Source organism: Stenotrophomonas sp. G4, assembly GCF_003428825.1.
Lineage (GTDB): Bacteria > Pseudomonadota > Gammaproteobacteria > Xanthomonadales > Xanthomonadaceae > Stenotrophomonas > Stenotrophomonas indicatrix.
Map to the genome: position 1 here is coordinate 1,306,321 of NZ_CP031741.1, position 22,225 is coordinate 1,328,545.

Annotated in this window: 23 protein-coding genes; 5 read left to right on the top strand and 18 right to left on the bottom strand. The window is 67.2% G+C overall.

Going from position 1 to position 22,225, the window contains the following annotated elements; genetic code table 11:
- Window positions 1-76 precede the first annotated feature (76 nt).
- Complete coding sequence (locus D0Y85_RS06080) at window positions 77-970, bottom strand: LysR family transcriptional regulator ArgP (RefSeq protein WP_117309840.1); 894 nt, start codon at window positions 968-970, stop codon at window positions 77-79.
- A 104-nt stretch (window positions 971-1,074) separates the two neighbouring features.
- Between D0Y85_RS06080 and D0Y85_RS06085 the strand changes: the two genes are divergently transcribed.
- Window positions 1,075-1,689 carry a LysE/ArgO family amino acid transporter gene (locus D0Y85_RS06085; RefSeq protein WP_025873790.1) on the top strand — a complete coding sequence of 205 codons (615 nt, stop codon included), beginning with the start codon at window positions 1,075-1,077 and terminating at the stop codon, window positions 1,687-1,689.
- Here the strand turns inward: D0Y85_RS06085 and map are convergent.
- The 15 genes from map to D0Y85_RS06160 form a co-directional block, all read right to left on the bottom strand.
- Entirely contained in the window at window positions 1,686-2,468 is a 783-nt protein-coding gene (gene map / locus D0Y85_RS06090; protein WP_193600383.1) for a type I methionyl aminopeptidase, read from the bottom strand. The genes D0Y85_RS06085 and map overlap by 4 nt on opposite strands.
- A 10-nt stretch (window positions 2,469-2,478) precedes the next feature.
- Window positions 2,479-2,691: a ParD-like family protein gene (locus D0Y85_RS06095; protein ID WP_117309842.1), complete on the bottom strand. Its 213-nt coding sequence runs from the start codon at window positions 2,689-2,691 to the stop codon at window positions 2,479-2,481.
- A 67-nt stretch (window positions 2,692-2,758) separates the two neighbouring features.
- Window positions 2,759-3,118, bottom strand: coding sequence for a VOC family protein (locus D0Y85_RS06100; protein ID WP_117309843.1), 360 nt, complete (start codon window positions 3,116-3,118; stop codon window positions 2,759-2,761).
- Between the two features lie 108 nt (window positions 3,119-3,226).
- Window positions 3,227-4,111 carry an arginase family protein gene (locus tag D0Y85_RS06105; protein ID WP_117309844.1) on the bottom strand — a complete coding sequence of 295 codons (885 nt, stop codon included), beginning with the start codon at window positions 4,109-4,111 and terminating at the stop codon, window positions 3,227-3,229.
- A 3-nt stretch (window positions 4,112-4,114) separates the two neighbouring features.
- Window positions 4,115-5,179 carry a GNAT family N-acetyltransferase gene (locus D0Y85_RS06110; RefSeq protein WP_117309845.1) on the bottom strand — a complete coding sequence of 355 codons (1,065 nt, stop codon included), beginning with the start codon at window positions 5,177-5,179 and terminating at the stop codon, window positions 4,115-4,117.
- Between the two features lie 31 nt (window positions 5,180-5,210).
- Window positions 5,211-6,611, bottom strand: a complete 1,401-nt coding sequence (locus D0Y85_RS06115) for an aminotransferase class III-fold pyridoxal phosphate-dependent enzyme (protein WP_117309846.1) — start codon at window positions 6,609-6,611, stop codon at window positions 5,211-5,213.
- Between the two features lie 48 nt (window positions 6,612-6,659).
- The gene (locus D0Y85_RS06120; RefSeq protein ID WP_117309847.1) at window positions 6,660-7,346 is read right to left on the bottom strand and encodes an MtnX-like HAD-IB family phosphatase; all 687 of its coding nucleotides are present in this window, start codon (window positions 7,344-7,346) and stop codon (window positions 6,660-6,662) included.
- A 162-nt stretch (window positions 7,347-7,508) separates the two neighbouring features.
- On the bottom strand, window positions 7,509-8,711 hold the full coding sequence (locus tag D0Y85_RS06125; RefSeq protein WP_117309848.1) for a DegT/DnrJ/EryC1/StrS family aminotransferase: 1,203 nt from the start codon (window positions 8,709-8,711) through the stop codon (window positions 7,509-7,511).
- Window positions 8,708-9,106 (bottom strand): DMT family transporter, encoded by a 399-nt coding sequence (locus tag D0Y85_RS06130; RefSeq protein WP_117309849.1) that lies wholly within the window; start codon window positions 9,104-9,106, stop codon window positions 8,708-8,710. The genes D0Y85_RS06125 and D0Y85_RS06130 overlap by 4 nt, the downstream gene beginning before the upstream one ends.
- Window positions 9,103-9,462: an EamA family transporter gene (locus tag D0Y85_RS06135; RefSeq protein WP_117309850.1), complete on the bottom strand. Its 360-nt coding sequence runs from the start codon at window positions 9,460-9,462 to the stop codon at window positions 9,103-9,105. Before D0Y85_RS06135 ends, D0Y85_RS06130 begins: the two co-directional genes overlap by 4 nt.
- Window position 9,463: 1 nt before the next feature.
- Window positions 9,464-10,300, bottom strand: a complete 837-nt coding sequence (locus tag D0Y85_RS06140) for an alpha/beta fold hydrolase (RefSeq protein WP_117309851.1) — start codon at window positions 10,298-10,300, stop codon at window positions 9,464-9,466.
- Between the two features lie 79 nt (window positions 10,301-10,379).
- Window positions 10,380-11,759 carry an ATP-binding protein gene (locus tag D0Y85_RS06145; protein WP_117309852.1) on the bottom strand — a complete coding sequence of 460 codons (1,380 nt, stop codon included), beginning with the start codon at window positions 11,757-11,759 and terminating at the stop codon, window positions 10,380-10,382.
- Complete coding sequence (locus D0Y85_RS06150; RefSeq protein WP_025873777.1) at window positions 11,756-12,427, bottom strand: response regulator; 672 nt, start codon at window positions 12,425-12,427, stop codon at window positions 11,756-11,758. The genes D0Y85_RS06145 and D0Y85_RS06150 overlap by 4 nt, the downstream gene beginning before the upstream one ends.
- A gap of 131 nt (window positions 12,428-12,558) precedes the next feature.
- Complete coding sequence (locus D0Y85_RS06155; protein WP_117309853.1) at window positions 12,559-13,683, bottom strand: metallophosphoesterase; 1,125 nt, start codon at window positions 13,681-13,683, stop codon at window positions 12,559-12,561.
- 74 nt (window positions 13,684-13,757) lie between these two features.
- A complete protein-coding gene (locus D0Y85_RS06160) occupies window positions 13,758-14,207 on the bottom strand; it encodes a helix-turn-helix domain-containing protein (protein WP_032976028.1) in 450 nt (149 codons plus the stop codon).
- A 79-nt stretch (window positions 14,208-14,286) separates the two neighbouring features.
- Here D0Y85_RS06160 and D0Y85_RS06165 point away from each other — a divergent pair, with 79 nt between their 5' ends.
- Window positions 14,287-15,468 (top strand): MFS transporter, encoded by a 1,182-nt coding sequence (locus D0Y85_RS06165; RefSeq protein ID WP_117309854.1) that lies wholly within the window; start codon window positions 14,287-14,289, stop codon window positions 15,466-15,468.
- A gap of 40 nt (window positions 15,469-15,508) precedes the next feature.
- Here the strand turns inward: D0Y85_RS06165 and D0Y85_RS06170 are convergent, their stop codons facing one another.
- Window positions 15,509-16,924 carry a GGDEF domain-containing protein gene (locus tag D0Y85_RS06170; protein WP_117309855.1) on the bottom strand — a complete coding sequence of 472 codons (1,416 nt, stop codon included), beginning with the start codon at window positions 16,922-16,924 and terminating at the stop codon, window positions 15,509-15,511.
- Window positions 16,925-17,211: 287 nt separating this feature from the next.
- On the opposite strand from D0Y85_RS06170, the gene D0Y85_RS06175 reads away from it, so the two are divergent.
- On the top strand, window positions 17,212-19,458 hold the full coding sequence (locus D0Y85_RS06175) for a TonB-dependent siderophore receptor (protein ID WP_117311862.1): 2,247 nt from the start codon (window positions 17,212-17,214) through the stop codon (window positions 19,456-19,458).
- A gap of 170 nt (window positions 19,459-19,628) precedes the next feature.
- Complete coding sequence (locus tag D0Y85_RS06180; protein ID WP_025873771.1) at window positions 19,629-20,603, top strand: cation diffusion facilitator family transporter; 975 nt, start codon at window positions 19,629-19,631, stop codon at window positions 20,601-20,603.
- Window positions 20,604-20,630: 27 nt separating this feature from the next.
- On the opposite strand, the gene nfi is transcribed toward D0Y85_RS06180, so the two are convergent.
- On the bottom strand, window positions 20,631-21,311 hold the full coding sequence (nfi, locus tag D0Y85_RS06185) for a deoxyribonuclease V (protein WP_025873770.1): 681 nt from the start codon (window positions 21,309-21,311) through the stop codon (window positions 20,631-20,633).
- A 94-nt stretch (window positions 21,312-21,405) separates the two neighbouring features.
- Here nfi and gpmA point away from each other — a divergent pair, with 94 nt between their 5' ends.
- On the top strand, window positions 21,406-22,155 hold the full coding sequence (gene gpmA, locus D0Y85_RS06190; RefSeq protein WP_025873769.1) for a 2,3-diphosphoglycerate-dependent phosphoglycerate mutase: 750 nt from the start codon (window positions 21,406-21,408) through the stop codon (window positions 22,153-22,155).
- The last annotated feature ends 70 nt before the right edge of the window (window positions 22,156-22,225 follow it).

The window sequence follows — 22,225 nt, forward strand, 5'->3', positions numbered from 1 at the left end:
TGTAGTGAAGAAGTGGGCAAACGGTAGTGGTCCGCGCGTGAAGCCGGGGTCTGCGGTGGTCTGGATCATGCTCTTTTCAACGTAGGGTATTGCCCGCGGCGGTACGCAGCGCCTGGGTGATGTGCTGCAACGTGCTCGAACGCACGGCGGCATGCTGCCAGAACAAGGGTACGTCGAGCCAGCGACGCGGTTCCAGCACCACTATCTGTCCGGCCTCTGCCGCTGGCGTGACCAGGGCCTCCGGTGCCAGGCACCAGCCCAGCCCACGCGCGGCAGCATCGACGAAGCCGGTGGAGGAGGGCAGGTAGTGTACGGGCGGCTGGATTCGCGCGCGGGTGAGCCTGCGCAGGAAACGCCATTGCAGTTCATCCTTGCGGTTGAACACGATCATCGGCGCCGAGGCCAATGCTTCGGCCTGCATGCCCGCGCTGAAGTGGCGGCGCGCAAATGCCGGTGAGGCGATGGCGCGGTAGCGCATCGCGCCCAGCGGATGCACGTTGCAGCCCTTCAGCGGCCTGCGCTCGGCGGTGACCGCGCCAAGCACGCTGCCGGTGCGCAGCAGTTCCAGGGTGTGGTCCTGGTCGTCCATGCGCAGGTCGAACAGGTAGCCGTGGCGCTGGTGCAGCTCGGCGATGGCGGCGACGAACCAGGTGTCCAGCGAATCGTCGTTGACCGCCAGCGGAATCGGCGTGCGGGTGGCATCGCTGCCGCGTTCCGGCAGCAGTTCGGCAAGCGCTTCGGCCTGCAGTGCCTGCATCGGCCGCACCCGCCGCAGCAGCACTTCGCCGGCAGCGGTAGGCCGGCACGGGGCCTGGCGCACCACCAGCACCTGGCCCAGCCGGTCCTCAAGCGCCTTGATCCGTTGCGACAACGCCGACGGGCTGATCGACAGGCGGCGTGCGGCGGCCTCGAAGCTGCCTTCTTCGAGCACGGCGGTGAAGGCGCTCAACTGCGGATGTACCAGGTCCACTCGGTGCCTCTTCAGTTTTTCTGCACAGGATAAAGAAAAACCAGCTGGCCTTAACGAGCCCGTTGGTCGCACCCTGCGCCTCTTTTCAAGGTGGAGAGCGTCGGATGTGGATTGCTGCGGCCCTGGCCGGCCTGTTTGCGGGTGCCGGTCTGATCATCGCCATCGGTGCGCAGAACGCCTTCGTGCTGCGCCAGGGGCTGCAGCGCCGCTACGTGGGCATGGTGGTACTGGCCTGCATGGGCGCGGACATCGCGCTGATCCTGGCCGGGGTGGGCGGCATGGGGGCGCTGGTGCTGCAGTGGCCGTTGCTGCTGCAGGTGCTGCGCTTCGGCGGGGCCGCCTTCCTGCTGTGCTATGGGCTGCAGGCCGGGCTGCGCGCGTGGCGCGGTGGCAGCGCGCTGGCCGCGGCCGATGCCAGTGGTGGCAGCCGGCGGCAGGTACTGCTGGCCTGCCTGGCGTTCACCCTGCTCAACCCGCACGTGTACCTGGATACGATGGTGCTGCTGGGCAGCCTGTCCACGCGCTACCCGGGTGACCTGCGTTGGGTGTTCGCAGCGGGCGCCTGCGTGGCCAGCGTGCTCTGGTTCTGCGGGCTGGGGTTCGGCGCACGGTTGCTGCAGCCGGTGTTCCGCAACGCGGCAGCATGGCGGTTGCTGGATGCAGGCGTGGCGGCCTTCATGCTGTGCCTTGCGCTGCTGTTGCTGCTGCGCCCGCTCTAGGCCGCATCCACCGCGCACAACGGGGTTTCACCAGGGCGCAGGGTCAGCACGCGCACGCCGCTGCCGGTCACGGCCACGGTGTGCTCGAACTGCGCCGACAGCTTGCCGTCGCGGGTATACACCGGCCATTCGTTCGGCTGCTGGCGGATGGCAGGCTTGCCCTGGTTGAGCATCGGCTCGATGGTGAACACCATGCCTTCCTGCAGCTCCATGCCGGTGCCGGCATGGCCGTAATGCAGGATCTGCGGTTCCTCGTGCATCTCCTGGCCGATACCGTGGCCGCAGTACTCCTTGACCACGCTGTAGCCGTGGCTGCGGGCGTGGCGGGCGATGGCGTGGCCGATATCGCCCAGGCGCGCGCCGGGCCGCACGGCGGCGATGCCTTTCCACATCGCCTGGTAGCTGGTCTGCACCAGCTTGCGTGCGGCGTAGTCGGCATCACCCACAACATACGTGGTGCTGGAATCGGCAATGTAGCCGTTCTTCTCCAGCGTGATGTCGAGGTTGACGATCTGGCCATTGCGCAGCACGTCATCGGCCGACGGCATGCCGTGGCAGATGACGTTGTCGATCGAGGCGTTGAGCACGTACGGGAACCCGTACTGCCCCTTGCTGGCGGGCCGTGCCTGCAGCTCGTCGACGATCATCCGCTCGACGATGTCGTTGATCTCCAGCGTGCTGCGGCCCTGCAGCGGCAGCGCGTCGAGCATGGCGAAGACCTGCGCCAGCAGTCGTCCGGACTCGGCCAGGCGGTCGATCTCGTCGGGGCGCTTGATCATGGCCATCGGCTCAGGTCCGCGCGGGGGCAAGCAGCTGCGGCTGCACACCGGCGGCGCGCAGTTCACTGGCGACGACGTCCTGGAAGCTCAGGGTCGGGTTCATCTCGCACAGCATGCCGACCCGGATCCAGAACGTGGCCTGGGCGTTGATCGAGCGGTTGGAGACGGTGCAGGCACGGCGCAGCTGGTCGTGCAGGGTGTCATCGATGTTGACGATGCCCATGGACGTTCTCGATTGGGAATATATGAAGCGTATACGAAACGTATATTCCCGCTCAAGCGCGTGGCATTCAGCCAGCGTCGGTGGCGAAGCGCAGGCGGTTGCCGTCCGGGTCGATGATCAGCATCTCGCGGCTTCCCCAGTCGGTATCGTGTGGCGGCTGCTCGATGGGTACTCCCGCAGCGCTGAACGCGCGGTGCAGGCCATCGACGTCGGTGACGATGAAATACACCGCACCGCCCACCTCGCAGTCGCCGGTGTGTTCGGTCAGGAAGATCGTCTGGCCTTCGCGGGTGAGCTGGGCGAACAGCGGGAAGCCGGGTTCGAAGCGGTGCTCCCAGTCGACGAGGAAGCCCAGGCCCTGCACGTAGAAGGGCAGGCTGGTATCGGCATGGCGCATGCGCAGCTGCGGGATGACGGTCTGGGGCATGGCGGCGGCTCCGGGGGCAGACGTCCAGTGTAGTGCCGGCCGCTGGCCGGGTCCGGTAGTTGCCAAACTTGGTTGGCATTGCCGGCCAGCGGCCGGCACTACCCCCGCTCAGCAGGCCATCGGAACGGCGGCCATCGCCGCCAACAGTTCGCGGTTCACCTGCTGGTGCTGCTGCTGCCATGCCGGAAGATCATCGGCGCTGACGTCGGGCTGCCCATCCAGCGATGACAACCAGCGCTTGAAACGGCTCTGGTAGTTGGCAAGTGACACCTCGCCGGTGATGTCGCTGCCCGCCAGTCCACCGGTGCGCAGGGCCTCGATCACCATCAGCGCGTGTTCAAGCTGGAAGCGGCCCTGGTCCCAGTTGCTGCGCGCGACATCTTCAGCGAACACGTCCTTGTCGATCGACAGGTAGGTTGGCTGAGGGGCCTGTGCCTGTTCGGCGGCGAACGCGGCGACCAGGGCCTCGGGATGGTCGAAGCGGCGGAAGGCATCTGCCATGCCCATGCGGCTGGCCCAGCCCACATCCACATCCATGCACCAGTAGGTCAGCCGCCGCCCCAGCAGCGGCCGGCAGTGGTTCTCCCACGCATGGCCCAGGCCGATATCGGCGGAGGTGATGCCCAGCACATGCACATGCGATACCTGCGGCAATGCGGCGGCAGCATTGACCCAGGAACCGCAGTGCATGCCGAAGGGAAAGCGCATGTTGTCCGGATGGTTATCCAGCACCACCAGCTGGAACGGGGCACGCGTGTGCAGGTGCTGCAGCAGCGGCAGGCTGAGATGGTGGAAGTCGCCGCTGCCGAGCATGACCGTGCCGAGCTGTGCCGGCAGCGGCCGAAGAACTTCAGTGGCGAAGCGTGACAGCGTGGCGTTGCGGCAGGCAAAGCGCAGCGGGTCATGCCAGTGCTGCAGCGCAAGCGTGCGTGCCTGCGGCAGTGGCAGGACGCCTCCGTCGAGGTCGAGGATCAGCGGCGGACGCAGGTGCATCGGTCAGCCTCCTCCATCCGGTTCAGCCTGCAGGTGCGGGGCCAGCCTGCGCAGGACGGCGCGCAGCAGCGGCGAACGCGCATGCACCGCGTGTGCGGTGGAGGTGAAGCGGGCACCCAGTTCGGCCTTGATGCGTGAATCGGTCCAGCCGGCAACGTAGTGGGTGAGGCCGTGCTGCAACGCGTATTCCAGGTTGTGCATCCAGCTGACCGAGTACAGGTTGTGGTCGCGCGACTGCGGGTAGGACAGGCCGATGTACTTGTCCACCAGCTTGCCGGCGTGCACGTAGCACAGGTTCCAGCCGATCAGCTCGCCGTTGTGGCGGTAAAGGAACAGACGTCCCTGACCCTGCGTGTCTGCCAGCAGGTGCTGGAAGAAGGGAAGGTCGAGCCGGTCGAAATGCACGGCGCTCTGTGCATACACCTGCAGGTACAGCGCAAACAGTTCGGCCTGCAGCCGCGGTTCGGCAAGGGCAGGGTCACCGGTGGCGATGCAGTCGATCTGCAGGTTGCTGCGTGAGCGCAGTTTGCGCCGGATGTTCTTGCGACGCGCTGCGGACAGGCGTGCCAGATAGGTGTCGATGCAATCGAAATCGATCGCCACCCATGCCAGCGGCATGCCTTCCAGCGGGACGAAACCGCGTGCTTCCAGCGCCTGCAGGAAGGCGTGGCTGTGTGCGTTGGCGGCATCGTCCAGCAAGGGCGAATCGATCGCCAGATCCTTGACCACCAGCAGCCGGCTGTCACCGACGCCATGGCGCAGCACGTCGTCGGCCAGTGCTGCCGCAGAAACATGCCCCGGCAGCGGCGTGTACTCGGTGCTGGTGGCACCGATGAACCGCGTCTGCCAGGTCAGCCACGGCCGCCACAGGCGCGACAGCGGCAGCCCCAGCAGGCGCGAGCGCAGCGCATCGTCCAGGGTTGTGGTCAGATCCAATGGCGCACGGAAACTGGGCAGGCCGCTGGGCAGGCGGCTGGCATCGAACCCCAGGGGCGGGTGGGCCAGGAAGCCCTCCAGCAGCGCGGCCGGTTCCAGCGCGGTGCTGGATACACGCGGGATCATGTCCATGCGGGGCACGGGAACCGGCAGCGCATTCCGCTCAGCCCTTGGCCTTGGTCAGCAGCTGGTCCAGCAGGGTAATCGCCAGGTCGATCTCTTCGTAGCTGATGTTCAACGAGGGCGCGAAGGTGATCACGTTCTTGTACCAGCCACCCACATCGAGCACGAGGCCCATGCGCTTGCCGTCGTGCAGCAGGTCGCCGGCCAGGCCGATGTCGACCATGCGGTCCAGCAGTTCACGGTTCGGGGTGAAGCCATCGGCGGCGCAGATTTCCGCACGCAGTGCCAGGCCGAGGCCATCGACATCGCCGATTTCCGGATGGCGCTTCTGCAGACCGCGCAGGCCGTCGAGGAAGTAGGCCCCCTTCTCCGGCACGGTGCGCTCGTAGTCCATCTCCTTGCCCAGCTTCAGCACCTCCAGGCCCAGGCGCGTGCCCAGCGGATTGGAGTTGAAGGTGGAGTGGGTGGAGCCCGGCGGGAACACGGTCGGGTTGATCAACTCTTCGCGCGCCCACAGGCCCGACAACGGGTTGAGGCCGTTGGTCAGCGCCTTGCCGAACACCAGCACGTCGGGGGTGACGCCGAAGTGCTCGATGGACCACAGCTTGCCGGTGCGCCAGAAGCCCATCTGGATCTCGTCGACGACCATCAGGATGCCGTACTTGTCCAGCACGCGCTTGAGGCCCTTGAAAAAATTGCGCGGCGGAATGACGTAGCCGCCGGTGCCCTGGATAGGCTCGACGTAGAACGCGGCGTACTCGGCCTGGCCGACCTTGGGATCCCACACGCCGTTGTACTCGCTTTCGAACAGGCGCTCGAACTGGTGCACGCAGTGGTCGGAGTACTCGTCCGGGGTCATGCCCTTCGGGCGACGGAACGGATACGGGAACGGGATGAACATTGCGCGTTCGCCGAAATGGCCATAGCGGCGGCGGTAGCGGTAGCTGGAGGTGATCGACGAGGCGCCGAGGGTGCGGCCGTGGTAGCCGCCTTCGAAGGCGAACATCAGGCTCTTGCCGTTGCGCGCGTTGCGGACGATCTTCAGCGAATCCTCCACCGCCTGCGCACCACCCACGTTGAAGTGCACGCGGCCGTCGAGGCCGAACTTCTCGTGCATGTCCACCGCGATGGTCCTGGCCAGCTGCACGCGGGTGGGGTGCAGGTACTGGCTGGCGACCTGCGGCAGGGTCTCGATCTGGTCCTTCAGCGCATTGTTCAGGCGCTGGTTGGCGTAACCGAAGTTGCAGGCCGAGTACCACATCTGCAGATCGAGGTACGGGGTGCCGGCGGCATCGAACATGTAGCTGCCTTCGCAGCGCTGGAAGATCTTCGGCGGATCAACGTAGTGCACGGTGTCGCCGAAGGAGCTGTAGCGGGCTTCATCTGCCAGCAGCTGCGCATCGGTGATGGCGGCATCGGCGTTCTTGTCAAAAATATTCATCGGTTCGGTTCCGGAGAGGGCATTCAAAGGAAGCAACGGGCGGAGCGATCAGACGGTGGCGAGCAGCCGCGGAAGCGAGGGCTGAAGCAGACTGCCGTCGAGCAGGCGCGGCAGCAGCGCAGTAGCGTCGTGGAAGGTGTCGATGGCGGCGTGGGGAATGCCGGCGTCGGTGCAATGGGCAATCAGGCGGCGCTTGGCGAATACGAAATCGGCGTGTTCGGACACGCAGAAATCCGAGGCGCCATCACCGATCATCAGCACGCGGGGAGCTTCGTCAGCACGCGCCTGCGCCGCGCAGGTGCACTTGCAGGTGCCGCTGCGGCAGCCTTCGGCCTGGTACGGAGATTCAAGCTGCCAATGGTCGTTACACCAGCGCAGGTGGTTGGCCACCACAGGCAGCGGCGGCAGGCCGTGGTTGGCGAGGATGCGATGGATTGCGTAGTCCAGGCCGTCGCTGACGATGCGCAGTGGCAGGCCCAACGCCTGCGCGCGTTTGACGAAAGCGGCGAAGCCCGGATCGATCCGTACCTGGTCCAGGTGTGCATCGAGGGTGGCCGGATCCAGCTTCAGCAGGCGGACCTGGCCCTGCATGCATTCACGCGAACCGATCTCGCCCAAGCGCCACTGGTCTTCCAGCTGCTGCCAACCGGGCTGGCCGAAGTTTTCCAGCAGCGAATCGATGACGTCCTCGAGGCTGATGGTGCCATCGAAGTCACACAGGATGCTCCATTGCATGGGCAGCTCCGTCGATGAAGAGAGGCCTTGGCACGATGCCGGCGACGGGGCCAATGTAGGCAGGCCGTCTTTCTCGTTCCTTTCCACCTGAAAGCCCGTACGGAGGCACTCGGGAAGCGTTCAGCCAGTGAGCGCGAGGCAGTCTTTGCCCGGCTTCAGCCTCTACTGGCCAGCCAGTACCTTCACGATCTCGCAGCTGTCTTCGTGGGTCAGCCAGGGGCTGTTGCCCACGGTCAGGGAGCGGGCGGCGAAGTCGCGGGCATTGGGTACGTCCGCGTCTGCGACGACGCCTCGCAGATAGGCATAGTCCGGCAGGGCGTGGATGAACATGCGGCTGACACCCAGGCCGCGCTGCCACAGCGCGGACAGCGCTTTGTCACGTGCGCGTTCGCTGGGCAGCAGCAGCATCAGCATCGGCCAGGTGCCCTGGGTGCCTGGCATTCCGTCCACCACCTCAACGGCGGGTAGCGACTCCAGCTGCACGCGCAGCTGCAGCGCACGCAGACGGACCGCCTGCAGGAAATCGGGCAGGCGCTGTGCTGCGCGTGCACCGACGCTCTGCCGCCAGCGGCTGACGCGATGCTGCGGAATGGCCAACGGAAACACATCACCCACCGCAGCTTCCAGGTCGCCGCGGCGCAGGGCACGCCGCAGCGGATTTCCATACACCAGCGACATCAGGGTAGGGCGGTAGCAGGCCGCCAGGCCCAGCAGCTGCAGGCTGCGGGTCAGCTCCCAGCGCGGGTTGAAGGGCGTGTGTCGTGCGGCCTGCTCGATCAATGCCGCACGCAGTTCTTCATCACGCGTCAGCAGCAGGCCGCCCTCATGCAGGCTCAGGCCCTTGCCGGCGGCCATGCTGAAGAAGCCGATATCTCCGCGCAGGCCGACGCTGTTGCCGGCCACGCGTGCACCCAGTGCCTGTGCAGCGTCCTCGATCACCCAGGCACCGACGCGGTGCGCAATGGCACATGCGCGATCGACGTCGGCGACGCGCCCGCCCAGGTGCGTGGGGATGATCGCCAGGGTGCGTGCATCGGCTGCGGCGTGCAGCGCCACCGGGTCGAAATCGAAATGATCGCGGCGGGCATCGCACAGGTGTATGCGCAGGCCGAGGCTGTGCACGGCAATCGCTACCAGCGGACAGGTATAGGCCGGCAGGATCACCGTATCGCGCTGCGGCGCGCGCCTGCGCAGGGTGCGCAGGGCAATCAGCAGGGCATGGGTGCCCGAGCAGGTCAGCTGCAGCGGCGGCGTGCCCAGCTGCTCGGCGAGAATCGTGCACAGGTCGCCGCCGCCGGGAAGGAAATCGCTGGCCTGCAGGGGCAGGCCAGCGGTGGGAGGCAACTCGCGCGACAGCAGGCTCACGGGACCGCTTCGATAACAGCTTGTGGATCATCCGCCTCGGCCCGGCCCAGGCAGATGATGCCGGCCACGATCAGCACCGCACCGATCAGGTGATGCAGCGTCAACGGTTCGTGCAGCAGCCACGCCGACAGCAACAGCACGCTGATCACTTCCAAATGCGAGGCCGCGAACGCAGGGCCGATCGGCGCGTGCCGCAGCAGGCTCATCCAGGTGAAGAACGCGCCGACGTAACCGAGCATCGCGCCGTATACCCAAGGCTGTGACAGCACGCGCAGCAGCCATGCGCTGTTGGCTTCGACCGGCAGCGCGGCGTCGCCGGCGTACTTGAAGCACAGCTGGGCCAGGGTGTCGAAGGCCATCAGCAGCGGGAAGCCGACCAGGTACAGCCGCCTCATGTTCCGGCTCCGACCACGGCAACGCCGGCGCTGACCAGCAGCATGCCGGTCACCCGCAACGGCGTCAGCCGCTCGCGGAACAGGATGCGGCCGGCCACCATCAGCGCGACGATGTTGATCGAGCCGAGCAGCACGCCCTGCGACAACGGCACCAGCGACAGGAAGGCAATCCAGGCGACGAATTCAAGCACATAGCAGGCGATGCCCAGCCACAGCCAGGGACGGCCGAACATGTGTTTCCAGCGCTGCAGGCCTTCGCCATCCTGCGGCTCGCTGGCGGCCGCCTTGAAGGCCAACTGGCCGCCGGTGTCGAGCACCACGTTGACCAGCCACAGCAGGGTGGCAAGCGATCCCATCTCAGGCGACCGCCTGCAGCACGCCCGCACGTTCACCGATGTCGCTGAAGAAGCGCGCGCTGCGGCGGATCACCTCGCGGCGTTCGCGATCGATGGTGATCATGTGGTAGCTGTCTTCCAGTACCATCAGTTCGGTCGGTCCGCTGACGCGCGAGATCACCAGTTCGGCATTGCCCATGCTGGCCACGTCGTCCTCGCGGGCATGCATCACCAGGCAGGGTGCCGTGACCTGGTGCAGGTGACGCCGTGTCCAGGCGCTCAGTGCACGCATTTCGGCCAATGCATGCCACGGGTTGCCTGGCAGGCCGGCAGCGGCACTGTCACCAGAGAGCATGGCGGCGCTGACCTGCGCACGCAGGCGCTCGTCGCGCAGGCCGTACGGCGGCTCTTCCATGAACATGCGGTCGCGGCCGATGCCCAGGCGCTTGAACCACGGCAACAGGAACGAGAAGCGTGCGACCGCCGGAATGTTCCAGCCGTCGTAGCGGAAGGTGGCGCCGTACACCCCCACGCCGGAGACCCAGTCCGGCCGCCGCGCGGCCAGCGCCAGCGCCAGCACCGCCCCCATCGACAGGCCGCCGACGAACAGCTGGTCGACCTTGCCACGCAGGTCCGCCGCCGCATCTTCCACGCCCTGGTACCACTGTTCCCAACGGGTCTGCAGCAGGTCTTCGACGCTGCCGCAGTGACCCGGCAACTGCACGCCATGCACGCTGAAGCCCGCGTTGTTCAGCCCTTTGCCCAGCATGCGCATTTCGGCGGGCGTGCCGGTCAGGCCATGGATCAGCAGGACACCCTGCGGGCCACCGGGAAGAAAGAACTCATGGGATGCAGGCACCAGTCGGCTCCAGCGCGGCAGTCGGGAAGGTCAGCATCGCAAGCGCGATTTTCGGCAACCTTTCAACGGTCCGTCTGGATCAAGGGCCCTTCAGCAACGGTATGGTGATGGACACCTTCAGGCCACCGCCGGGGCGGTTGAGGTAGCCCAGGCGTCCGCCCAGGTGTTCGACGGCCTCATGGGCGATGGCCAGGCCCAGGCCGGTACCGCTGGCGGCAGTGCCGGGCGCGCGGAAGAAGCGTTCCCCCAGCCGCGACATCACGTCCTCGGGCACGCCCGGGCCGTTGTCTTCGACGTACAGCTCGACATCGTTGTCGTCCAGGGCCTGCACACCGACGGTGACGGTCGCATCCGCGCCGGCGTAGCGCAGGGCGTTGTCGATCAGATTGTCCAGCGCCTCGTGCAGCAGTGCGCCGTTGCCCAGTATCCGTACCGGCTGCTGCGGACCCAGGTAGCCCAGGTCGATGCCATCGCGGATCGCTTCGGGCACGCGCATGCCCACCCATTGCGGCACCAGCTCGGATACATCCAGCGCCTCCACCGTCTCCGGCACGGTCTGTGCCCGGCTCAACGCCAGCAGCTGGGTGCTGACGCGTGCAGTGCGCTGGTTGAGCCGGCGGATGTTCTGCAGCGCTTCGCGCACGGTCTCTGGATCGCCGTGCGCCAGTGCCTGGTCCACGTGCAGTGCCATGCCCGCCAGCGGCGAGCGCAACTGGTGGGCGGCATCGGCAATGAAGCGGTTCTGCAGCGTGATCATTTCCGCCTGCCGCGCGAACAGGCCATCGATGGTGCTGATCAAGGGCTGGATTTCCTCGGGCACGTCGGCATCGGAAATCGGTGCCAGCTCGCCGCGGCGCTGGGCCAAGCGCGAGGTCAACGGGGTCAGGATACGCAGGCCGTGGGTGACGCCGAACCAGACCAGCGCGGCCATTCCCAGCGCCAGCATGGCCATCAGCGGAATGACGATCATCAGGATTTCGCGCGCACGCTGGCGACGGTCGGCCATGCTTTCGGCCACGGTCACCGCCAGCTGGTCCTGCGGATCGTTCATCGCCTGGGTGCAGACCGTCGACATGCGCACCTGCTGGCCGTTCAACTCGCCTTCGTACAGCGCCGGGTGCGTGCCGCTGCAGTCCTGCGAGGGCGCATAGGCACTGAAATCGGCGTTGCCGGCAATGGTGCCCAAGCGGCTGCTGTCGACGTTGAAGTAGCGGTGACCGTCAGGGTCGTACTCGATGAGAAAACGTGCCTGCGGGGACAGGTCGCTGCTGACCGGCATCGTGCTGAGCATCTGTGCGAACGACACAGTGTCATCGGTCAGGTTGCGGTCGTGGATGCGGTTGGAGTAGTGCAGCGCGATGTAGTAGGCCAGCAGCGTATTGAAGGTCAGCAGACCCAGCATCGGCAGCGCCAGGAAGGCGAGCAGGCGCCGGCGCAGGCTGGGCGGTCCGCTGATCACGCGCTGGCGTCTTCCAGCATGTAGCCCAGCCCGCGCACCGTGCGGATGCCCATGCCGCCCGGCTGCAGCTTGCGGCGCAGGCGGTGCAGGGCGATGTCCAGGCCATTGTCGGTCAGGTCCTGGCCCCAGTCGCACAGGGCCTCCACCAGCTGCGCGCGCGAGACGATGCGCTCGGCACGCACCGCCAGGGCGGACAGCAGGCCGAACTCGCGCGCGGTCAGTTCCAGCGTCTGCTCGTCTATCCACACACGGTGACCGGTCAGGTCCAGGCGCAGCCGGCCGATGCGCAGGTCGGGGTTGCCGTTGCTGGTGACCCGGCGCAGCTGCGCGCGCACGCGTGCTTCGAATTCGTCCAGGGCGAAGGGCTTGACCAGGTAGTCGTCGGCTCCCAGGTCGAGCACCCGCACGCGCTCGGCCAGGCCATCGCGTGCGGTGACCACCAGCACGGCCAGGCCATCGCCGCGCTGGCGCAACCGCTGCAGCACATCGCGGCCGTCCAGCTGCGGCAGGCCCAGGTCCAGCACCAGCAGCGCGTACTGGGTGGAGTTCAGGGCTGCATCGGCATGCGCGCCGTTGTCCACGTGGTCGACCACGTGCCCCTGCCGGCGCATCGAGGCGCACAGGCCAGAGGCGATGTCCGGGTCGTCTTCTGCGATGAGTACGCGCATGCGCGGGGCTCCTGGGGGCGGATGGGCCGCCCGCTGGACAGGGCGGGCCTCTCGGCTGCCGAGGGTAGCGGCAAACGGGGGGGAGGTGGCAGGCGTGGGCGGCCTGGGCGCACCCGGCGCTGGCCCTTCGTTCAGTCCTGCAGGCCGGGCTCGCCCTTGGCCAGCGGCACCCGCGTTCCGTCCAGCAGGCCACGGCTGAGCTTGCCGTCCTCGATGAACAGCAGTTCGCCGTTCTCGCCATTCTTGATGCTGCTGTCGATGGCAATCACGCGGCCGTCGTGGAAGCTGCTGACGTGCGGCATCGAGGTGTGGCCGACCACGATGCGCTTGAGCTGGAGACGGTCGAGCACCGCCTGCACGCCCTGGCTGTCCAGGCGCCCGTCGAAGTAGCCGCGGTACCAGATCGGGCTGGTCTTGCCGTCGTACAACGGTGCGGTGGCGGGGTCCGCCTTCACCTCGGCCTTGGGAATGCCCAGCGAGGCCTGGTAGGCGGCATTGGTGCGGGCCGGGTCCACTGCCATCTGCACCGCGTCGGGCGAGATGCCGCCATGCAGGAACAGGGTATCGCCGATCTGCAGCAGCACCGGCCGCGTGCGCAGCCACTGGCCGATCACCGAGTCGGCAGCATACAGCTGCGGGTAGCTGCGACCGAGCAGCTGCGCGCTGCGCAGGTACTTCGGGTTGACGTACCGCAGGTCGTCGTACAGCACCATGGTCTCGTGGTTGCCGAGCACGAAATGCACCGCGCCACCGGCGGCGGCGGCCTGCTGCTGCAGGCCATACAGCAGCCAGAACGCTTCGGTCACCTGCGGGCCGCGATCGAACACGTCGCCGGCGATCACCAGCGTATCCGTGCCCAGTGCCCAGCGGTCCTGCGTGTCGATCACCCGGTTGGCGCGCAGCAGGCGGACCAGTAGCGCGTACTGGCCGTGGATGTCGGACACGGCGACGATGCGCGGCACGGCCGGCAGTACCGATGCCGACGGCGCGTTCGGCGGCAGCACATGCACCGCATGCGGGTAGCCGCAGCGCGCGGCAACCTCCGTGCCATCGGTGCCGGCCTGCACGCTGTGGGTTTCCACCTGGTCCTGGCAGATCCACTGCGCTTTCAGCTGCGCGCCCTCACGGAACAGGTAAGGGCCGTCGCTGTCCACGTGCTCTGCAGGTGCTGCCACGTCGCGGGCAGAGACCGGTGGTGCGGCCAGCAGCAGGACCAGTGGCAGCAGGATCGACAGGGTTCGGGCGTGGTTCGGCATCGGCGGCATCCAGCGGCAGGAGACGAGCGATGCTAACCGCCCACGGACGCCACCGGTGTGCGCGAACGGGCGGATCAGGCCCGGCCGCCTTCCCCCTTGAGCTTGCGCACGCGGGTATCGGCGGCGCGCACGGGCTGGCCGTCACGGCCATGGGGTTGCATGTAGGGCAGTGGCCGGCGACTGCTGGATTCGATCAGTTGCGAGTGTGCTTCGCCAGCAGCGAAGCAATGCCGTTCTCCCCATTGGCGCAGGGCCACCAGCAGCGGGAACAGGTCCTGGCCGGCCGCGGTCAGCACATAGTCGTGGTAGGCGCTGCCATCGGCGGCGGGCTGCTGCACCAGCAGCCCCGCCTCGACCAGGCGCCGCAGGCGGTCGCTGAGGATGTTGCGCGCCGCGCCCAGGCTGCGCTGGAAATCGCCAAAGCGACTGACGCCATCGAAGGCATCGCGGATGACCAGCAACGCCCAGCGGTCGCCGAGCAGATCGGCGCTGCGGGCCACGGGGCAGGGGCTGTTGGCGTGCATAGCGGACTCCCTCGATTGTGGTTGCAGTTTAAAACCAGTGGCGCTACCGTGCACCTGGTTTCAAAATGCAACCAAACTGATGATGCCTTCGCTGTCCCGCCCCGTGTTGGGCCTGCTCGCCATTGCTGCCGGTGCCAGCGTGGCCAATGTCTATTTCGCGCAGCCGCTGCTGGAGCGCCTGGCCCACGATTTCGCCCTGGATGCCGCCGTGGCCGGTGCAGTGCTGGCTGCCACCCAGGCCGGCAGCGTGCTGGCCCTGCTCGGGCTGCTGCCGTTGGCCGACCGTGGCGACCGCCGTCGGCTGCTGCGGGTGCAACTGCTGGCGCTGGTGGTGGCGCTGCTATGGCTGGCCGCCGCCCGCAGCACCGCGTGGTTGCTGTCGGGCATGCTGCTGGCGGGTCTGCTGGGTACCGCGCTCACCCAGGGGCTGATCGCCTACGCCGCCAACCTCGCTGCACCGGAGCAACGCGGGCGGGTGGTCGGCATGGTCCAGGGCGGCGTGTTCATCGGCCTCCTGTCGGCACGCGTGGTCTCAGGTGCGGTAGCCGCCGTAGCGGGATGGCGCGCGGTGTACCTGCTGTCGGCATTGCTGATGGCGGCGCTGGCACTGCTGCTGTGGCGGCGTCTGCCGCACGTGCCGGTGCCCGCAATGCCGCCGTCGTGGCGCAACCTGCTGCGTTCGATGGCCGATATGCTGCGGCAGGATCGCGCGCTGCGCGAACGCGGGCCGCTGGCATTGTTCCTGTTTGCCGGTCTCAACGTGTTCTGGGCCGCGGTGCCACTGCCGTTGTCGGCGCCGCCGTTGAACTGGTCGACCGCCGCCATCGGCGCGCTGGGCCTGGCCGGCATCATCGGCGCACTGCTGGCAGCGCGGGTCGGGCATTGGATGGATCGTGGCCTTGCCCACCGGGTGAGCCTTGGGGCGCTGCTGCTGATGCTGGTCGCCTGGGTGCCGTTGCTTGGCCTGCCGTACTCGCTGGCCCTGTTGCTGCTGGGAGTAGTGGTGCTGGATCTGGGCGGGCAGGCGTTGCATGTGTCCAACCAGGCCCTGCTGCTGCGTGCACCGGCCGAACAGCATGGACGCCTGGTGGCGCTGTACATGCTGTTCTATGCCGTGGGCAGCGGTGTGGGGGCTGCAGCGGGCACCTGGACGCAGGCGCGCCATGGGTGGCCGGCGGTGTGCGCGCTGGGCGCGGGCATCGCGCTGCTGGCACTGACGTGGTGGGCGACGTGGCGCATACCGCGCAAGGACGCTGCGTAGCGTCGAGACCGCCCGGCGCCACGTCACGCGCGCTGCAGGCTCAACGTTGCAACGCGCGTCGTCCCGGAGCTTCCGGCAGTGCGTCGTCGGCCACCACCACCCGGTTGCGGCCCTGTCGCTTGGCGGCATACATCGCCGCGTCGGCGCGCGCCATCAGCCGCTCGTAATCGGGATGACCATCGTGTCCGGCCACGCCGATGCTCGCGGTCAGCGCCAGCGTCTGTCCATCGGGCAGGGTGATCGGCGACTGCGCGATCTGCCGGCGCAGGCTTTCGGCGATCACCTCCGCCTGCGACTCGCTTGCCGCCACCAGCACCACCACGAACTCCTCGCCGCCGTAGCGGAACAGGTAGTCGCTGCCACGGGTCTGCTGGCCGAGCAGGGCGGCAACGTGCTGCAGCGCACGGTCGCCGGCGTCATGACCGTGACCATCGTTGATCGCCTTGAAATGGTCCAGGTCCAGCAACAGCAGCGAGAACGGCGTGTGGTTGCGCGTGGACAACTCGATCTCACGGCGCAGCACGGTCGGCAGGAAGCGCCGGTTGAGCAGGTTGGTCAACGCATCGCTGCCCGCATCCAGTTCACCGATGCGTTCGAACAGCAGGGTCATCAGGTTGCGGATGGTGGCCAGGTCTTCGCGGATCATCGGCAGGGCGGTCAGCCGCCGTGCCGGATCTTCATCCGTGGCGCGCTGCAGGTGGCCGTCGATGCGTGCCATCAGCTGGCCCACCTGCTGCGTCTCGCTGCTTTCGCCGAAGCTGGGAATGCCCTTGTGGGTGAACCACAGGCCGAATTCCGAGCTCGCCAGACTGGCGTTGTCGGCACCGGTCGCATGGCCGGCGAGGGTGTACAGCAGGCTGTTTTCCCAATCCAGCAGCAGGGCGCGCTGGCGCTCGCGCTCGGTGCTGACGTTCTGCACCAGCGAGAACAGCCGGTACGCCGCATCGGTGCGCGAAGAGCGCTCACGGGCGTGCGTATAGGCCAGCGTCATGCCTTCCATGGCGATGTCCATGATCGCGCTGAGGCAATCGATGGCGGCGAAGGCGGTGTCGTTGTCAGCGGCATCGGCGCGCAGGCGGATGAACAGCTCGTGCTTGAGTACGCGCGCACCGCGGGCCACCAGGTCCACCGGAATGCCGACCCGCGCGTGCACATCGCCGATCACCCGTTGTGCGGCGACGGTCGCGGCAATGCCATCCGCATCGGTGGTCAGCAGCTGGGCCAGCCAACGCTGCATCGCCGGTTGCAGGCGCTGCTTGACCTGTTCGTGGGACAGGAAGCGGCGCGCACGCGTGTCCTGCAGCAGCACTTCGTAGAAGCGCTGCGCCAGCGTCGGCGGTGCATCGGCGGCCACGGCATGCAGCAGCGCGGCGGCGGCGGGGCCGGCCAGCAGCAGACACTGCTGCCAGGCCTGAGCCAGCGGTTGGCTGGCTTCGTCCAGTTGGGGTGTATCCACGTCGATCTCTAACGGCGCACAACAGACCACGGTATCGGCTGCGGCTGTCGACGGTTGATGGCAGGGAAGCCGGCCAGTTTAAGCGCCATGCAGGCCGAAAAACGCGGATGAAGCACATGCCGGCCGATGCCGCAATGCGTTGACGCATTTGAGAATCACTCGCATTTATGAAAAAATGACGGCAGGAACCGACCTGCGGGCATCCCGCAGTGATCGTTCCGCCTCCCCCGTCGCCGCCTCGTGCCCCATGCCAGAGGCTTCCGTTGCCCTGCCAGAAGGTCCAGAACATGCCTGCAAACACTCTTTCACCGCGCCCTCTGGCGCTCGCCGTCGCTGCATTGCTGGCCACCGCTGCCGTCACCGCCCATGCGGAAACCGATGCCACCGATATCGACACCGTGCATGTCACTGCCTCGCAGATCGCGCGACAGGCGCTGGGCACCTCCACCATCACCGCCGAGGACATCGCCAAGCGGCCGCCGGTCAACGACATCGCCGAACTGCTGCGGACGATGCCCGGCGTCAATCTGACCGGCAACAGTGCATCGGGCCAGTACGGCAACAACCGGCAGATCGATCTGCGCGGCATGGGGCCGGAAAACACCCTGATCCTGATCGACGGCAAGCGCGTGGGTGCACGCGACGCGGTGCGCATGGGCCGCAGTGGCGAGCGCAACACGCGCGGCGATACCAACTGGGTGCCGGCGGAAATGATCGAACGCATCGAAGTGCTGCGTGGCCCGGCGGCGGCACGCTATGGCTCGGGTGCCTCCGGTGGCGTGGTCAACATCATCACCAAGCGCCCGACCGGCGACCTGACCGGTGCGGTTGACCTGTACGGCTTGGCGCCCGAACACAGTGCCGAGGGCGGCAGCGAGCGCCTCGGCCTGCAGCTGAGCGGGCCGATGACCGACACGCTGTCGTTCCGGTTGTACGGCAACCTCAACAGGACCGATGCCGATTCGCTGGATCTCAACCGCGACTTCGCCACCGGTGCCAATGCGGTACCGCCGGCGGGCCGCGAAGGCGTCAAGAACCGCGACGTCAACGCGCTGCTGCGTTGGGACGTGACCGCCGACCAGGTGGTCGAGTTCGAGGCCGGTACCAGCCGTCAGGGCAACATCTATGCCGGCGATCGTGCGGTCAGTACCACTGGTACCTCCACCAGCGTCGACCTGGCCGCGTTGGCCGAGCAGCAGGCCGAGACCAACCGCATGTATCGCACCACCGGCGCGATCACCCATCGCGGACGCTGGGGCGATGTCAGCTCGCGGCTGACCGCAGCGGTGGAAGGGGTCAACAATTCGCGCATCAACGAAGGCCTGGCCGGTGGCCCGGAAGGCAGCTTCAATGGCGCCGACTGGTCGACCTCGCGCCTGCGCAACTACCAGCTGGACGGCGAGGTCAGCTTCCCGACCACCCTCGGCGGTGCCGAGAACGTGTGGACGCTGGGCTTCGAATACCTCGACAGCCGGCTGACCGATCCCTATTCGATGAGCCAGTCCAGCAGCAGCGGTGGTGGTATTCCGGGCCTTTCGGCCGATCGCGCACGCGGCAAGGCCGATGCACAGACCACCGCCGTCTACGTGGAAGACAACATCTACCTCGGCGAGCGCTGGATCGTGACCCCGGGCCTGCGTTTCGACCATCACAGCCAGTTCGGCAACAACACCAGTCCGAGCCTCAACGCGCAGTTCCGGCTCAACAGTGACTGGGTGGTCAAGGGCGGCATCGCACGCGCCTTCAAGGCGCCGAACCTGTACCAGTCCAACCCGGACTATCTGTATTACACCCGTGGCAACGGCTGCCCGAACGCGTTGCCGAGCCTGGGCGCCGGCTGCTACATGCAGGGCAATGCGGATCTCAAGGCAGAGACCAGCCTGAACAAGGAACTGGGCGTGGAGTGGGCACCGCAGAGCGGCTGGCAGGCCTCGTTGACCTATTTCCACAATGACTACAAGGACAAGATCCAGGCCGGTTACACCCAGATCGGCCTGACGGCCGACCGCAAGGGCCGCATCTTCCGCTGGGAGAATGCACCCAAGGCCATCGTGCAGGGGCTCGAGGGCAACCTGGTGATCCCGCTGCTGGGCGAGCAGGGCGACCGTCTGAAGTGGAGCAACAACTTCACCTATATGGTGGAGAACGAAAACAAGAGCACCGGCCAGCCGCTGTCGGTGATTCCCAAGTACACCGTCAACACCATGCTGGACTGGCAGGCCACCGAGCAGCTGTCGCTGCTGCTGACCGGCACCTTCTACGGCAAGCAGGAGTCGGCCACGACCAACATCAACAACGATCCGCGCTGCACCGCCAGCTGCGATGCGTCCACCGTGCTGCAGACCCGCGGCGCGTACAACGTCTGGGGCGTGAGCGCGCGCTACAAGGTGACCGACACGGTCAGCGTGGGCTTCGGCGTCAACAACCTGGCCGACAAGCGCCTGTTCCGCGAGGCCAACAGCAGTGACGCCGGTGCGGCGACCTACAACGAGCCCGGCCGCGCGTACTGGGCCAGCCTGCGCTTCGGCTTCTGACCGCGCGCGGCTGCTGTTCGGCTACGCCCGCCAGGCATGGCCTGGCGCTACCCGGTAGCGCCGGGCCATGCCTGGCGAAGGTATCGGTGTCCTGCAATGTTATAAACACCGTGATAGTTTCCCGACACCCGCCGGCGTAGCCTGACTCCCATCGCAAAGGAGCTGTTGCCATGGGTCACGACCACGATCATCTGCCATCCGAGATCCGCCACGAGAAACCCTTGTGGTGGGCGCTCGGCCTGACCTCCACCTTCCTTGTCGTGGAGGTGGTCGGTGCATTCTGGACCAACAGTCTGGCACTGCTGTCCGATGCCGCGCACATGGCTACCGACACCCTGGCGCTGATGATCGCGCTGGTGGCCGTGCGGCTGAGCCGGCGCCCGCCGGATGCCCGCCGCACCTACGGTTATGCACGTCTTGAAGCACTGGGCGCGATGATCAACGGCGCAATGCTGTTCGTGGTTGCCGGCTACATCCTGTGGGAAGCCATCGGTCGCTTCCGCCAACCGCAGGAGATCGCCTCCACCGGCATGCTGGTGATTGCCGCGGTCGGCCTGGTGATCAACATGATCTCCATGCGCCTGCTGCAGGCCGGCAGCGGCGAGAGCCTCAACGTGAAGGGCGCCTACCTGGAAGTGTGGGCCGACATGCTCGGCTCGGTGGCGGTGATCGCCGGCGCGCTGTTGATCCAATGGACCGGCTGGAAGCCGATCGACCCGATCCTGGCCGTTCTGATCGGTTTGTGGGTGCTGCCGCGCACGTATGTGCTGATGCGCGAGGCCATCAACGTGCTGCTGGAAGGCGTGCCCAAGGGCATGGACGTGGCCAGGGTCCGCGACCGCCTGTCCGACCACGACGCAGTGCTGGACGTGCATGACCTGCACGTATGGGCGCTGGCGTCCAGCACGCCGGCACTGACCGCGCACATCGTGATGCGCGAAGGCGACGACGCCGACCGCCTGCGGCGCGAACTCGGTGATCGCCTGCACGATGATTTCGGTATCGAACACGTGACCCTGCAGATCGAAGCCGACCACTGCGGCGAAGCCTGTGGCCAGCCGTCGGCGGGCAAGGACGACGATCACGCCGGGCACGATCATGCCGCTGCCGATGCGCAGGGCCATCGCGGTCACGTGCATCGCTGAAGCGGGTGTGGCGGCCGGTGCCCGGCGCTACCTCTGTTCGTCGCGCCGCGAGGCCAGCCGATCCGCCAGCCGGGTCGGCTCGGGCAGGCGATAGCCGCGCAGCGTGCGCTGCACCCAGGCCAGCGCGGTATCGGCACTGACCCGATGCCCGCCGGCGACGAACAGCGGCTTGCAGCGCAGCTTGCTGCGCAACACCCAGCCGAGCTGCTCGCCGCCGTCCAGCAACGGCGTGTGCGCGCCGGCCTCAGGGTCGGGCTCGATGAAGCGGCCCACCAGCTTCGATTTGGCCACGCCGATGCTCGGCAGGTCGGTCACCACGCCCAGGTGTGCGGCAATGCCCAGCCGGCGCGGATGGCTGATGCCATGGCCATCGACGAACACCAGGTCCGGCGCGCGCGGCAGCAATGCCAACGCAGCCAGCAGCGCCGGCAGTTCGCGGAAGCTGAGCAGGCCCGGGATATAGGGCATCACGGTGGGGATGCGGGCGATTTCCTGCGCCACTGGCTGCAGGGTGTCCGCGTCGAGCAACACGGCCGCAGCGCGGGTGATCGCGCCGTCTTCCTCGAAGCCGACATCCAGCCCGGCCAGCCAGCGCACGGTAGCGGGCAGCCGGTCCTGCCGCTGCACGCGGGTAGCCAGCTGCTTCTGCTGTTCGCGGGCGGCGCTGACGCTGCCTTCCCAGCGCCCGGGGTCGATCAGTGTATTCATCGGCCACAGGATGACATCCACACCGCCACGGCGCGGTGAGCGGGCGCCGGGGCTACAATGGCCGCCTGCCTTTCCTCGCGTTGGAGACCCTGCAGTGACCCGTAAACTCGTACTGTTGCGCCATGGCCAGAGCCAGTGGAACCTGGACAACCGCTTCACCGGCTGGGTCGATGTCGACCTGACCGAGCAGGGGCGCCGGGAAGCGGCTGCCGCCGGCCGCCTGATGCGCGAGGAAGGCCTGCAGTTCGACGTCGCCCACACCTCCGTGCTCAAGCGTGCCATCCATACCCTGCAGGGTGCGTTGGCCGAGCTGGAGCAGGACTGGCTGCCGGTGAACAAGTCCTGGCGCCTCAACGAGCGCCACTACGGTGGCCTGCAGGGCCTGGACAAGGCCGAGACCGCCGCCAAGCACGGCGAAGACCAGGTCAAGGTGTGGCGCCGTTCGTACGACATCCCGCCGCCGGCGATGGACCTGGAAGATCCGGGCCACCCGATCCACGACCGCCGCTATGCCGGGCTGGATCGCAACGCGCTGCCGGGCACCGAATCGCTGGCCACGACGCTCGACCGCGTGCTGCCGTACTGGCACGACGCCATCGCGCCGCAGTTGAAGGATGGCAAGACCGTGCTGGTCACCGCCCACGGCAACTCGCTGCGCGCGCTGTACAAGTACCTCAACAACGTCTCGCGCGAGGAAATCCTCGAGCTGAACATCCCGACCGGCATTCCGCTGCTGTTCGAGTTGAACGATGACCTCACAGTGAAGTCGTTCCGTTACCTGGGTGATCCGGAAGCGGCACGCAAGGCCGCCGAAGCCGTGGCCAACCAGGGCAAGGCGCGGTAGATACCCACCGTTGGTGGGTATTCCCCTGCTGGGTGTGTGCGGACCAACGGTCCGCACCTACCCGGTTGCG